Genomic DNA, 12528 nt, shown 5'->3' on the forward strand with positions numbered 1-12528 from the left:
GACCCCAGCCACGACGGACCGGCTTCCACCGTTCCCCCGAACGGGGGCACCTTCCCCAAGGACCCCGACCCTCCTCTCCCCCGAAGGTGGCTTCCCTCTCAGGGACCTCAGCCACCACGGACCATCACAGGGGCCGAGACGGTCGTGTGACGGACCTCCCTGGCTCCTACGGGACGCTGACGCGGCGGATGGCCCGCTTGAAGTCCGGACACTCCACGAACGGGTCGTGGTCGCACACCGCCGCGTGGCGCAGGCTGTCGCGCAGCCGGGTGAGTTGCGCGATCCGCTCGTCCACCTCGCGCTCCTTGGCGGCCATCCGCTCGCGCAACACGGCGTCGGACGGCCCGGCCCGCAGGAACGCGGCAATCTCGGTGAGCGTGAACCCGGCGTCACGCGCGCAGGTGACCAGTGCCAGGCGTTCGAGCGTCTCCGGCACGTACGTGCGGCGCAGGCCGTTGCGCCCGTCGGCCGTGATGAGCCCCTTGCGCTCGTAGAACCGCAGTGCCGACGGCGCCAGGCCGGACCGCCGCGCCACCTCACCGATGTCGAGCAACGTCTCGTCCACGGCCTGCTCCTTGCCTTGACTTGACTTGAACCGCGCTTCAAGTCGCAGTCTAGGGCACATGACAATCCATCACCTGAATCTCGGCTCGATGCGCGAGATCGATTCGACCGAGTCCCTGCCCTCCGCGCCCGCCGTCTGCCACGCCCTGCTGGTCGAGACCCCCGACTCGGGGCTGGTCCTGGTGGAGGCGGGACTGGGGCTGGACGACGTGACGCGGCCAGGCGAGCTGCTCGAAGCCGAGTGGGTCGAGCTGGTCGGGCCCGAGCTCCGGCCGGCGGAGACCGCCGTCCAGCAGGTCGCCGCCCTTGGCTACGACCCGGCGGACGTACGGCACATCCTGCTGACCCACCTGGACGTCGACCACAGCGGCGGGCTGCCCGACTTCCCGCAGGCCGAGGTGCACGTCATGGCGGCCGAGCTACAGGCGGCGCTGACGGAGGCGCCGAACCGCCGCTACCGCCCCGGCCATTGGGCGCACGGCCCGCGCTGGGTCACCTACCCCGGTACCGGGGACAGCTGGTACGGGGTCGAGGGGGTGCGGCCTTCGACGTTCTCGCCGGACTTCCTGATGGTGCCGCTCGCCGGGCACACAGTGGGCCATGCGGGTGTGGCGGTCAGGGACGGCGACCGGTGGCTGTTGCACGCCGGTGACGCCTACTTCTACCACCGCGAGCTGTCGGCCGACGACCCGCGATCGCATCCGCTGATGGACATCGTGCAGCTCGACTCGCAGGTGGACGAGGGGTCACGGCTGACGAGCCAGGACCGGCTGCGCGAACTGGCGAACGTGCACGGGGTGGAGGTGTTCTCCGCGCACGACCCGTGGGAGCTGCACCGCATGAGTTGAGGTCTGGTCAGTTGTCGTAGGGCGCGCTCTACTGGGCATGAACCGGTTGTCGCCCGCGCGCGTACCTCTGGCTGCCCGGCCACCGCGGCGCGCAGAACGCGGTGGCCGGGCTCCGAGCCCGGCGCGCAGAACGCGGTGGCCGGGCTCCGAGCCCGGCGCGCGCCGCCATCTCGTTCTCACCGAAGCAGAGCGCGCCCCCTCTGAATCACCGTGAATCACACCGCCGCCCCGCCGATGTGAGCGCGCCCGCGCGTGGACCAGCCATCCTTCCTCCAACCAGGGCAAGACCGAGCACCGCCCACCGGTTTGACGTGTGCGACATTAGCTGATTTAGTGCATCATCAATTGGCATCAAACTGGTTCGTAGAGAATGGTGCGCCGGATGCTGTCGAGGGTGCGGAGCGGATGAACGGTGACGGCGCGGAACAGCGCACCAAGCGTGAGCGTCTGGCCACAGAGCTGCGGCGCCTGCGTGACCTGGCCGGGATCTCCGGGCGCGACCTGGCCCACCGGGTCGGCATCAGCCAGTCCAAGGTCTCCCGCATCGAGTCAGGGACCGTGATCCCCTCGCTGCCGGAGGTGACGGCATGGGGCGAGGCGGTGGAGGCGTCGAGCCAGACCCGGGAATGGCTGACCGACCTGACCGAGGCGGCCTTCACCGAGATGCACAGCTGGCGGGCCGCCCTCCAGCGGCAAGCGCACCTGCAGGACGAGATCCGGGAGCAGGAGGACCAGGCGCAGCTGGTACGGGGATTCCAGCCCACCGTCATTCCGGGGTTGTTGCAGACCGCCGAGTATGCCCGGCGCATCTTCGCGTTGTTCGACCCGCCGTACACCGAGGGCAATCTGTCCATGGCCGTCGCGGCTCGTTTGCAGCGGCAGCTCGCCCTGTATGAGGAAAGCCGGCGTTTCGAATTCCTCATTACCGAGGCGGCGCTGCGGTGCCGTCCTGGATCACCCAAACTCCTGCTCGCCCAATTGGACCGGATAGCCTCGCTGAGCACCCTGGAGAACGTCTCCATCGGCTTGATACCGCACAACACAGAAGCGCTTGTCTGCCCCCCGCACGGTTTCACCCTCTACGAGAGCGACGGCAGCGCGGCGGACACTTTTGTGGAGATAGAAGTCGCGCATGTGAGGCTGAGCGCCGGCCACGCCGACGACATCGCGGTCTATCAGCGGCAATGGTCCCTGCTGAGCCAGATGGCGGTCTTCGGCGACGAGGCGCGGGACTTCCTCGCCACGATCAGTGCCGACGTCCGCGCCGCGGATCGGTGACCCCGCCTTGCGCACGGCCGTCCGCCCATCCCCGGGGAGCGGGCACCTCGCGCACTCCCCAGGGCCGCCCGGGAGGTCGCGACCCGCGCTCCCCGGCCATGGACCCGGATCACCTCAGGTCGAACTCGCCCGCGTACACCCCGGCGAGGAACGCGCCCCACTCCTCACCGCTGAAATAGAGAACGGGGCCCTCGGGGTCCTTGGAGTCGCGCACCGCGACCACGTTCTCGCCCAGCGCGACCTCTACGCAGCCGCCGCCGTTGTCACTGAACGTCGCCTTGAACCATTCGGCGCGCCGCGACCGGCCTTCCTTGGCAGTACCCATTATTTCTCTCCTGTCCGTCCGGGGAGACATGTGCCGCCCGCTGTCTGGTCGGCCTGGGTATCGGCTCGGTGCCGCGCCGTCGGTCAGCCATAGGAATTCTATGAACGCCGTTAGTCATATCCAATACACGTAGTACGAAGGAGTGGACCGATGCAGTTTCGATTGTTGAACGGCGTGGAGGCTTACCGGGACGGTGTGCGGGTTTATGTCGGTGACCGAAAACAACGTTTGATGCTGGCTTTGCTCCTCCTCGCCGGAACCCGGCCGGTCACCATGGAGGAGCTGATCGACAAGATCTGGGGCGCGGAGCCGATAAACAGCGCGCGCAAGGTCATCCAGCATTATGCGAGCGACCTGCGTGCTCATTTGGGACATTCCAGCGGGCCGAAATTGGGCGACATGCTGCCCAAGTACCAGGGCGGCTACCGGCTGCTGGCCGACCGGAACCAGGTCGACGTCTACCGCTTCCGCGATCTGGTGAACGAGGCGCGGCCGCTGATCGGGCGTGACGACGCGCAGGCCGTACCGATCCTGCGTGACGCCCTTCGGCAGTGGGGCACCCGCGGCCTGCGGCCCGGCGAGCCGCTCAGCGGCCTGACCGGCCAGTCCGCGGCGAACGCCCGCGCCAAGCTGCAGGCGGAGCACCGAGCCGCGGTGATCGACTGCCTGGAGGCCGAGCTGCGGCTCGGGCACCATGCACTACTCGTCCCCGAGATCCTGGACCTGGCCACCGCCGGACCGCCGGACGAGCAGCTGACCGGCCTGCTCATGCTGGCCTGCCACCGCGCCGGCCGACCGGCCGAAGCGCTGGGCGCGTTCGCCGCCCTGCGGAAGCGGCTGGCCGACGAGCTCGGGGCCGATCCGGGCGCGGACATCGAGCGCCTCCATCAGCGCATCCTCAGCCAGGACCCGGGCCTCGGCGATTCGCCCGGATTCGCGCCGTCCGGAGCACCCGGCGAAGCCGACAAGAGCGCCGTCCGCCGCGTGGCCGAAGCCGCCAGGAAGGGCGACGCGAAGCATCGGGATAATCCATAACGGAACTAATTGCTAAACTGGACGACATGACTGCCATGGCCCCTTCCCGCACCGCGCCGGACCTGTCGTACCTGCTGGACCACACCGGCCACATCCTGAGGACCCGGATGGCGGCGGCGCTGGCGGAGATCGGGCTGACGGCGCGGATGCACTGCGTGCTCGTGCACGCCCTGGAAGAGGAGCGCACGCAGATCCAGCTCGCCGAGCTCGGCGACATGGACAAGACCACGATGGTGGTCACCGTCGACGCCCTGGAGAAGGCGGGCCTCGCCGAGCGCCGCCCGTCCAGCACGGACCGGCGGGCCCGGATCATCGCCGTCACCGACAAGGGCGCGGAGGTCGCCAAGCAGAGCCAGACCATCGTCGATGGCGTACACCGGGCGGCCCTCGCCTCGCTGCCCGAGGACGAGGCCGAGGTGCTGTTGCGGGCCATGAATCGCCTGGCGGCGGGGCATCTGGCCACCCCCGCCGAGGCGCCGCAAGGGGTTCGAAGGGCTCGACAGAAGGGCTAAAAAGGTCCGAGGCATATCGTCTGCAACGGGACTATCTGTTATGGTTCCTCTTGTTCGCCTTTTGAGCAGGAGATGGCCATGTCATATACCGCACCTTCCTCCCAACCATCGCGCTGGCTGGCGCTCATAGTGCTGTCCGCCGCGATGCTGATGACGGTCCTGGACGGCAGCATCGTGACCGTCGCGATGCCGGCCATGCAGCGGGATCTGGGCTTCTCGCCCGCCGGGCTCAGCTGGATCGTCAACGCGTACGGGATCGCTTTCGGCGGGTTGCTGCTCCTGGCCGGTCGACTGGGTGACCTCATCGGCCGTAAAAGCATGTTCCTGGCCGGAAACGCGGTCTTCACCGCCGCTTCGCTGCTGGCCGGCGCGGCGACCGGGCCCGGCCTGCTGATCGCCGCCCGGTTCCTCCAGGGCGTGGGCAGCGCGATGGCCTCCGCGGTCGTTCTCGGCATCCTGGTGACGCTGTTCACCGAGCCCGCCGAACGCGCCAAGGCGATCGGCATCTTCAGCTTCACCGGCGCCGCCGGCGCCTCGATCGGCCAGGTTCTGGGCGGGGTCATCACCGATGCGCTCAGCTGGCACTGGATCTTCTTCATCAACCTCCCGATCGGCCTGGCCACCATCACGCTGGCGATCCGGGCGCTGCCGGGCGACCGCGGGGCCGGACTCGCCGCCGGGGCCGACGTCATCGGCGCCGTCCTGGTCACCAGCGGTCTGATGCTGGGCATCTACACGGTGGTCAAGATCGAGGAGTACGGCTGGCTCGCCGCGCACACCCTCGGCCTCGGCGCGGTATCCCTCGCTCTGCTGGCCGCCTTCGTCATCCGTCAGGCGACCGCCAGAACCCCGCTGATGCCCCTGCGGATCTTCCGTTCGCGTACCGTCTCGGGCGCCAACCTGGTCCAGATGCTGGCGCTGTCGGCCATGTTCGCCTTCCAGATCATCGTCGCGCTCTTCATGCAGAAGGTCCTCGGCTACAGCGCGCTCGGCACCGGCCTGGCGATGCTGCCCGCGGCGGTGGCCATCGGCGCCGTGTCGCTGTTCGTCTCCGCCCGGCTCAACACCCGCTTCGGCGCCCGCCGCGTCCTGCTGGTCGGCCTGGCGCTCCTGCTCGCGGCGATGGGCTGGCTCACCCGCGTCCCGGTGACCGCCAACTACGTCACCGACCTGCTCCCGGTCATGCTGCTCATCGCCGGCGGCGGCCTGGTCCTGCCGGCGCTGACCACGCTCGGCATGTCCGGCGCCAAGGCCGACGACGCGGGCCTGGCCTCCGGGCTGTTCAACACCACCCAGCAGGTCGGCATGGCGATCGGTGTCGCGGTGCTGTCCACGCTCGCCGCCTCCCGTACCGAGGATCTGCTGTCCGCCGGGCAGAGTCAGGCGGTCGCGCTGACCGGCGGCTATCACGTGGCCTTCACCATCTCCGCCGCGCTGCTCGTGGCCGCCTTCATCGTGGCGCTGACCGTGCTGCGCCGGCCCGAACAGGACACCACCGCCACCACCGCTGAGGACCCCGCTGTACTCACCTCAGCCTGACTTTCGCCGACAACGGCCGGGCCGGTCCCGGCCGTTGTCGGCGAAACTCCGTTGCGACGGTCAAGGCGGTTCACCAAGAATGACGGCGATGAGAGCGACCAAGATGCACACCGACGAGATCGAGACCGACGTCGCCCTCGTGCGCCGCCTGCTCGCCGGGCAGTTCCCGCGCTGGGCCGAGCTGCCGATCGCGCCGGTCGACTCGTACGGAACCGATCACGACATCTACCGGCTCGGTGACCACTTGGTCGCTCGGCTTCCGCGCATCGGGTGGGCCACCAAGCAGGCGGCGAAGGAGGCGGAGTGGCTGCCGAGGCTCGCGCCGCACCTACCCCTCGCGCTTCCGGTGCAACTGGCCATGGGGCGGCCGGCCGAGGGCTATCCCTACGACTGGTCGGTGTACGAGTGGCTGCCCGGCGCGAACGCCAACGGCACGATCGACGACCTGGACCAGGCAGCCGTCGATCTCGCGGCGTTCGTGACCGCGCTCCATCAGGTCACTACCGCCGGTGCGCCCCCGCGCTCCCCGCACAGCCGAGGCGGACCGCTCGCGGAGAGCGACGCGTCTGTTCGTCAGGCGATCGCCCAGCTCGGCGACCGAATCGACGGCGACGCCACGCTCCGCTCATGGCAGGAGTCGCTCGACGCCCCGGCCTGGGACAGCCCGGAGGTCTGGCTGCACGGCGATCTGCTGCCGGGCAACCTGCTCGTCGTCGACGGCCGTCTGTCGGCGGTCATCGACTTCGGCGGCCTCAACGTGGGCGACCCCGCCTGCGACCTCCAGCCCGCGTGGAACGTGTTCGCGGGTGACAGCCGCCGGCGATTCCGGCGCGAACTCGGCGTCGACGACGCGTCCTGGGTGCGCGGCCGCGGCTGGGCGCTCGCTCAGGCGGTGATAGCGCTGCCGTACTACTGGGAGACCAACCCCGGCATGATCCGCCAGGCATCCCATGCGCTGGCGCAGGTCCTCGCCGACAGCTAGTCCCGGGGAAGCAGCGTTCCGAGCGGTCCGAGGTCGATATTGAGGTCGGAGGGCGACAGGCCGAATTTGTCGCACATTTCGGTCATCGCCTCTTCCAGCCGCATCAAGGTCACGCCGAGTGCCTCGATCTGTTCGTCCGACAGGTCCCCTTGCTCCATCCGGCGCACACACTGACGCTCCACGAGTTGACGTACGAGCTCGACCAGGGTGAGCACCAGACGCGACAGATCGCGCTCCACCGCCTCGGCGTCGGTCTCAATGCGCAGCCGCCTCGACGGCACCTTCCGCACCGATGACGCCTTTTCCAGGTCATTCCTCATCGGTGCTCCGGACCGACATGATCAGCGCGCGTACAGAGATGCGCACCAGGTCGATGTCCGCGATGGACAGGACGAGGTCCCCGCTCACCACGACCCCACCCGCCAGCAGCCGGTCGAGGAGGTCCACCAGCGCCACGCGTTCGGGCGGCAGCCGGTCCTCCCGGGCGAGCACGGCGCCGCGAGGCTCATCAGGCGTCATCGCCGGTCCCCCCTCCCGGCCTCTCCGGTGTCTCGGCGAAGGCGGCGAAGGAGTACGGCGCCCACGGACCGGTGAGCTCCACGTCGATTCCCTCGCCCCGCAGCCCGTCGACGACCCGCGCGAACTCCGCGCCGCGCTCGAGATCGACCAGATAGGCGCCGTTGAGGATCATCCACTCCGCGCGACCTGACAGCTGCGGGTCCTGGGGGCGATGCCGCTGGCTGGCGACCGCCACGGACTTGAGGACGTCATGGATGTGCTCCCCACGCGCGGCGGCCTGGCGCCAGGTCTCCTCCCGGCTGCGCAGACTCGCCTGCCGCTTCTTGAGGTACGCCAGTCCCGGGCTGGTCGCGCTCTCCTCCCCCGCTTCGGCGGGCGGCGGCGCGGCCGGATCGACGTACGCTTTCACCCCCCACTCCTGCCGGTCGGCGATCCGTCCGAGCGTCTCGGCGAAATCGTCATGCCGCCGGTCCAGGAGCTCCCTGATCTGGTCCTCGCCGCTGTAGACCGTGACCAGACGGACCGGGGCGGTCGGCGCCGTCCGCGCCACCGCCTCCACCACGCGATGGTGCGCCCGAGCGGTCTCGCCCAGCCAGTCCAGGTCTTCCATGGACCGCCGCAGCGGCTCTTCGCCGAACCGGTCCAGCGGGACCGTACTCACGTACGCGACGAGACCGGCATGCGTGATCGCGCGCACCCCCTCGCCCGCCACGCCCTTCAAGTCTTCGGGAAGGGTGGCACCCTCGTCACGGGTGACCGCGTACAGGTAAGTGCCCGCGTTATTCATCACGCTCGTCCACTTCGGCTGCTCGCTCATCGACGTACTCGACCTCCGCGGTCGGTCCGCGCGGCAGTGCGGCGCCCTCCTCCGCGGCGGCGAGCCGTCGCCGGAGCCTGCGGTTCTCCTCGCGCAGCTCCCGGTCCTGCCCTCTGAGCCATGGATCGTGCTCCCACCAGTCGATCCCCATCTCCCTGGCGGTGTCTACCGAGGCGATGATCAACCGGAGCTTGATGGTCAGCAGCTCGATGTCCAGGAGGTTCACGCGGATGTCTCCCGCGATCACGATGCCTCGGTCGAGTACCCGTTCCAGGATGTCGCCGAGGTTCGCCGGCTCGTGGTTGGACAGCCGCCCGGCGGGGGCGTTGGACTGGCGCATCACAGAGCCGGGCTCGGTCATCGCGAACCGCCCTCCGCGTTGGTGCCGCTGCCCCGCCGGTACCGCTGGATCCGCCGGTAGGACAGCAGGTTTCCCTCCGGGTCCAATTCGGCCTCGTAGAGCGCGAGAATGTCACCGGAAGAGGGAATGCGGTGATCTTCGAGGACCTCCACGTTCACCACCCAGCCGCGCTCGACCGGCTTCACCATCGTGATGCCTTCCGGCTCGCCCGCGACCAGATCGGCGATGTGGCTCAAACCGGCTTCGCCGACGTCCGCCACTGACAGGCCGCGTGGGCGGCGTTTCTGACGTGGTTCCGTCCGTCTCTCGTCGGGTTCCTCCCCTGAGCGCCTTGGTGCCTGGCTGCCGGCCGGCCGCTCTTCGCGGACACTGCGCCTGACAGGCATGCGATCACCCCTCCTCTTCCTCTTCCTCACCTGTCGGCACGACAGCCTGGCCGGGCTCGCCGATCATCGATTCGAGCGTCTGCTTCATCGCCAGCGCCTCTTCCTCCTCGGAGATCAGGCCGGCGGCCCTGGACTGCTCGATCTCCTCCAGCCGGCGCCTGACCACCGCAGGGTCACGCGTCTGCCGCTCCACCTGCTCCTGTATCAGCTCGCCGAGCCGGATCACCCCTTTGACCGGCGCGAGCGGCCAGCCGAAGATCAGGCTGATCAGTCCCACCCGTCATCACTCCTGAGTCCGCGCGGTGATGAAGTCGTACGGTGCCAGCGGGCCCAATATGCGCATCTCAACCCGTCCGGACCAGCGATCGGCGAACTCGTTCACCACCCGCTCCAGCTCCTCCTGCCGGTCCGTCTCCATGAGTACGGCCACATGAACGGCGTCCTGTTCGTGAGAGGGCTCCCGGATGACGGTGAGGGCGGCGAGCGGGCTCACCTCCTCGGTCAGCGTCTGCGTGTCGGCTTCGCGTTTGGCCACGACCGACTGGTTGATCAGCTCCCCGAGCCGGATCCGCGCGTTCCGCGTCAGATCCTCCGATTTCCCCTGGATCTCCGCACGCAACTGCTCGGCCTCCGGGACCTCGCTCAGCACCTCACGGAACAGGGTTTGGCCGACGTAGCGTCCTTTGATGACGTACTCGGCCCGTCCCTCCAGCTCGTCCAGCGCGCTGCGGAACTCATCGTGGTGCGGCGTCAGCAGCTCCTCGACGACGGCTTCCTCGTTCGTCATCACCGAGCCGAAGCGGAGCGGGATGATGGGCACCTCGGCGGCGGTGGCATCGAGCAGAGCCCCATGCCGGAACAGGTCGTCGGGGGTGCCGAGCGGGCGGTCGAGCGTGACGTCGCTCACCAGAGCGGCGATCTCGCCATGCCGGATCAGCCTGATCTCCGAGGCTTCATCCCCTACGCCCTGCGCGTCGCCGGACACCTCGACGTCCTCGGGTACGAGACCGTAGATGTAGACGCCGGTGGTCTTGGTGACCTGCTCGGGAACATCCTGACCGGCGGCCTTCGCGGCTTCCGCGGATTGCGCCATTTCACCGCTCCTCTCGCTCTTGCCGCCGACTGCGCGTCTCTTGTTTCTCGCCGAGCTCGCCGACGAAGTCGCTCAGCTTCTCCCCTGCCGCTTCCAGGACTCCTTGGGTGACGTTCTTGCCCTTGCCCTGCGTCATGTTCTGCATGATCTCGGGCAGCCCTTCTCCCCCGGACTCCTCGAGGTCCAGCCGGTTCACGGCCTCGGCGTAGCGCAAGTAGGTGTCCACGCTTGCCACGACGATGCGCGCGTCGATCGTCAGCAGCTCGATGCCGACGAGTGAGACCCGGACATAGGCGTCGATGACCAGACCTTTGTCGAGGATCGTGTCGATGACGTCGGCCAGGCCCGACGGAGACGGACGGTCGGCTATTCCGCCTGTCGCGGGTTGCACGGTCATTACTTCTCCCTCGGTCTTCGCGGACGCCGCCCGCCGCTCTTCGGGGACGCTGCCCCGCCGGTCTCTGGCGACGCTGCCCCGCCGGTCTTCGCGGACGCCGTCCCGGGTTACGTCGTCCGGGTACCGGCTCTGCGACGAACCGGCCGCGCCGGTGGCTCCTTGGCGCGCCCCCGTCTCCGAGAGGCCGCGCGAGGCGGCTCTTCTTCCTCCTCCTCTTCCTCTTCTTCCTCCGGCTCCTCCTCTTCCTCCTCGGGCTCTTCCTCCTCCTCGTACTCGTCCTCCGGCAGTTCCTCTTCCTCTTCTCCCGCTTCCTCTTCTCCCGCTTCCTCTTCTCCCGCTTCCTCTTCTTCCTCCGGCTCCTCTTCCGGCCGTTCCTCTTCCTCCTCCTGCGCGGCTTCCTCCTCCTGGACCGCGGTCTCGTGGTCCTTGACGACTTCACCGTCATGGATCACGCCGCGCCACCCGCCGGAGGCGATCTCCTCGGGGTGCAGCATGGTCTGCGTCATGACATGCCGTCTGAAGTGCTTGAACTCCAGCCGTACACGCCTGCCCGGCGCACGCCAGACGTTGCCGACGTGCTCCACCACTCCGCGCGGGTGATATTCGAGTACGAGCAGGACCCGAGTCAGGTTGGGGGTTATCGCGTGGAAGCTCACAGCACCGTCGACGTAGCCCTTGGGTCCCTTGGATCGCCAGATGATCCGTTCGTCGGGCACCTGCTCGACAATGTGCGACTCCCAGTTGCGGTGGGACAAGAAGACCTGCGTCTTCCAGGACAGCTTCTCGTCGCTCTCGTTCTCGACGTGCTCCACCTTCTTCATGAAGGTCGGGAAGTCCTGGAACTGCGTCCACTGGTTGTAGACGACCCGTACGGGAGCGCCGATGTCGAGCGTTTCGGCGATGTTGACGAACCGTAGCTTCTTGGTCCCCTTGCCCATACCTCCTAGCAGACCCTTGACGGCCCCCTTGGCCGCGCCACCCAGCATCGAACCTTTGACGGACTTGCCGCCAGATTCATCCGATCCGGTGAGCGCGCTGAACAGGCCGGAAACTCCGCCGCCTGCCGCGGGATCGGCGAGCCGGCCCGCCATGTCCTCGACCTTGTCGCTCACGGACTGCAGCGCTCGCTCGATGAAGGCCTGTGCGAGGTTCTTGAGCTCCTGGGTGAGCGCCTCGGTCGGCAGGGCCTCCGCGACCTTCTTGACGTCTGCCGGCAGGGCCTCAGTGACCTTCTTGATGGGCCGAGCCTTCGATACCTGAGCCATCAAGCTCGCCTCCGTGTCCTGGTGACCGGTCGCGCGGCGCGGGCGGGCTCGGCCTTGGGCTTCCTTCTCCGTGGTGCCGGCTTGGGCGGTTCCTCCTCGGGCGCCTCTTCCTCTTCCTCCTCGTAGCCCTCTTCGTAGTCCTCTTCGTCTTCGGCCGTTTCCTCAGGCGTGCCCGGATGGCGTAGACCCTCGGCCCGCTCGTGCAGCCTCGACGTCAGCGATTCGAGCTGCCTGCTCGTCATGGCCACGGCTGCTGCCTTGCCGACGTCCATCAGCTCGCCACGCAGGCGGCCGGTGAGCTTGTCCATCTCAGGTGACGAACCGAGCATCTTGATCCCCTGCGACAGCAGGCCTCCCTGGCCGCGCAGCCGGCTGAGCACCCCGGCCACGGCCAACGTGGTCGCCCAACGCAGCTTGTGGCGTCGGCCGAGGTAGTAGCCCGCGGCGATGGCCAGCCCTATCTGAACTTTGTCTTTCATGACCAGCGCTCCTTGCCCTCCCGACTCGCCTGGAACAACCGGTCTCCACCTGCCCCACAAAAAAGACAAACAAACACATGATCGGAGAAAACGGACATGCGAGGCGAATCAGGTGCCAGAGGCCCGCA

18 protein-coding genes are annotated in these 12528 nt (G+C 68.3%); 6 read left to right on the top strand and 12 right to left on the bottom strand.

The window, feature by feature from the left end; all coding sequences use genetic code 11:
- Nucleotides 1-166 precede the first annotated feature (166 nt).
- Nucleotides 167-565, bottom strand: coding sequence for a MerR family transcriptional regulator (locus AB0L53_RS04360; RefSeq protein WP_358541807.1), 399 nt, complete (start codon nt 563-565; stop codon nt 167-169).
- 58 nt (nt 566-623) lie between these two features.
- On the opposite strand from AB0L53_RS04360, the gene AB0L53_RS04365 reads away from it, so the two are divergent.
- Nucleotides 624-1412, top strand: coding sequence for an MBL fold metallo-hydrolase (locus tag AB0L53_RS04365; RefSeq protein WP_363990022.1), 789 nt, complete (start codon nt 624-626; stop codon nt 1410-1412).
- 405 nt (nt 1413-1817) lie between these two features.
- Complete coding sequence (locus AB0L53_RS04370) at nt 1818-2690, top strand: Scr1 family TA system antitoxin-like transcriptional regulator (RefSeq protein WP_363990025.1); 873 nt, start codon at nt 1818-1820, stop codon at nt 2688-2690.
- Between the two features lie 109 nt (nt 2691-2799).
- Here AB0L53_RS04370 and AB0L53_RS04375 read toward each other — a convergent pair whose 3' ends face one another.
- Nucleotides 2800-3015, bottom strand: a complete 216-nt coding sequence (locus AB0L53_RS04375; protein ID WP_357943849.1) for a DUF397 domain-containing protein — start codon at nt 3013-3015, stop codon at nt 2800-2802.
- A gap of 231 nt (nt 3016-3246) precedes the next feature.
- On the opposite strand from AB0L53_RS04375, the gene AB0L53_RS04380 reads away from it, so the two are divergent.
- The 4 genes from AB0L53_RS04380 (at nt 3247) to AB0L53_RS04395 (ending at nt 7083) form a co-directional block, all read left to right on the top strand.
- A complete protein-coding gene (locus AB0L53_RS04380; protein ID WP_363990029.1) occupies nt 3247-4050 on the top strand; it encodes an AfsR/SARP family transcriptional regulator in 804 nt (267 codons plus the stop codon).
- Nucleotides 4051-4076: 26 nt separating this feature from the next.
- On the top strand, nt 4077-4562 hold the full coding sequence (locus AB0L53_RS04385; protein WP_363990032.1) for a MarR family winged helix-turn-helix transcriptional regulator: 486 nt from the start codon (nt 4077-4079) through the stop codon (nt 4560-4562).
- Nucleotides 4563-4640: 78 nt separating this feature from the next.
- Nucleotides 4641-6101 (top strand): DHA2 family efflux MFS transporter permease subunit, encoded by a 1461-nt coding sequence (locus AB0L53_RS04390; protein WP_363990035.1) that lies wholly within the window; start codon nt 4641-4643, stop codon nt 6099-6101.
- An 88-nt stretch (nt 6102-6189) separates the two neighbouring features.
- Nucleotides 6190-7083: an aminoglycoside phosphotransferase family protein gene (locus tag AB0L53_RS04395; protein WP_363990038.1), complete on the top strand. Its 894-nt coding sequence runs from the start codon at nt 6190-6192 to the stop codon at nt 7081-7083.
- Here the strand turns inward: AB0L53_RS04395 and AB0L53_RS04400 are convergent.
- The 10 genes from AB0L53_RS04400 to AB0L53_RS04445 all read right to left on the bottom strand — a co-directional run bounded on the left by AB0L53_RS04400 (nt 7080) and on the right by AB0L53_RS04445 (nt 12400).
- Nucleotides 7080-7403: a gas vesicle protein K gene (locus tag AB0L53_RS04400; protein ID WP_363990040.1), complete on the bottom strand. Its 324-nt coding sequence runs from the start codon at nt 7401-7403 to the stop codon at nt 7080-7082. The two genes, AB0L53_RS04395 and AB0L53_RS04400, sit on opposite strands and share 4 nt — an antisense overlap.
- The gene (locus AB0L53_RS04405) at nt 7393-7602 is read right to left on the bottom strand and encodes a gas vesicle protein (protein ID WP_363990043.1); all 210 of its coding nucleotides are present in this window, start codon (nt 7600-7602) and stop codon (nt 7393-7395) included. The genes AB0L53_RS04400 and AB0L53_RS04405 overlap by 11 nt, the downstream gene beginning before the upstream one ends.
- Nucleotides 7592-8419: a GvpL/GvpF family gas vesicle protein gene (locus tag AB0L53_RS04410; RefSeq protein WP_363990046.1), complete on the bottom strand. Its 828-nt coding sequence runs from the start codon at nt 8417-8419 to the stop codon at nt 7592-7594. Before AB0L53_RS04410 ends, AB0L53_RS04405 begins: the two co-directional genes overlap by 11 nt.
- Nucleotides 8382-8759: a gas vesicle protein GvpJ gene (gene gvpJ, locus AB0L53_RS04415; protein ID WP_363990374.1), complete on the bottom strand. Its 378-nt coding sequence runs from the start codon at nt 8757-8759 to the stop codon at nt 8382-8384. Before gvpJ (AB0L53_RS04415) ends, AB0L53_RS04410 begins: the two co-directional genes overlap by 38 nt.
- A gap of 17 nt (nt 8760-8776) precedes the next feature.
- Nucleotides 8777-9166 carry a gas vesicle protein GvpO gene (gene gvpO, locus AB0L53_RS04420; protein WP_363990049.1) on the bottom strand — a complete coding sequence of 130 codons (390 nt, stop codon included), beginning with the start codon at nt 9164-9166 and terminating at the stop codon, nt 8777-8779.
- A 4-nt stretch (nt 9167-9170) separates the two neighbouring features.
- Complete coding sequence (locus AB0L53_RS04425; RefSeq protein ID WP_363990051.1) at nt 9171-9443, bottom strand: gas vesicle protein GvpG; 273 nt, start codon at nt 9441-9443, stop codon at nt 9171-9173.
- A 6-nt stretch (nt 9444-9449) separates the two neighbouring features.
- Complete coding sequence (locus AB0L53_RS04430) at nt 9450-10259, bottom strand: GvpL/GvpF family gas vesicle protein (protein WP_363990054.1); 810 nt, start codon at nt 10257-10259, stop codon at nt 9450-9452.
- Nucleotide 10260: 1 nt separating this feature from the next.
- The gene (gvpJ, locus tag AB0L53_RS04435; RefSeq protein WP_357943825.1) at nt 10261-10656 is read right to left on the bottom strand and encodes a gas vesicle protein GvpJ; all 396 of its coding nucleotides are present in this window, start codon (nt 10654-10656) and stop codon (nt 10261-10263) included.
- A gap of 107 nt (nt 10657-10763) precedes the next feature.
- Nucleotides 10764-11921 (bottom strand): SRPBCC family protein, encoded by a 1158-nt coding sequence (locus AB0L53_RS04440; RefSeq protein ID WP_363990056.1) that lies wholly within the window; start codon nt 11919-11921, stop codon nt 10764-10766.
- A complete protein-coding gene (locus AB0L53_RS04445) occupies nt 11921-12400 on the bottom strand; it encodes a hypothetical protein (protein WP_363990059.1) in 480 nt (159 codons plus the stop codon). Before AB0L53_RS04445 ends, AB0L53_RS04440 begins: the two co-directional genes overlap by 1 nt.
- Between the last annotated feature and the right edge of the window lie 128 nt (nt 12401-12528).

The sequence above is a fragment of the Nonomuraea sp. NPDC052129 genome (assembly GCF_040680095.1).
Classification (GTDB): domain Bacteria; phylum Actinomycetota; class Actinomycetes; order Streptosporangiales; family Streptosporangiaceae; genus Nonomuraea.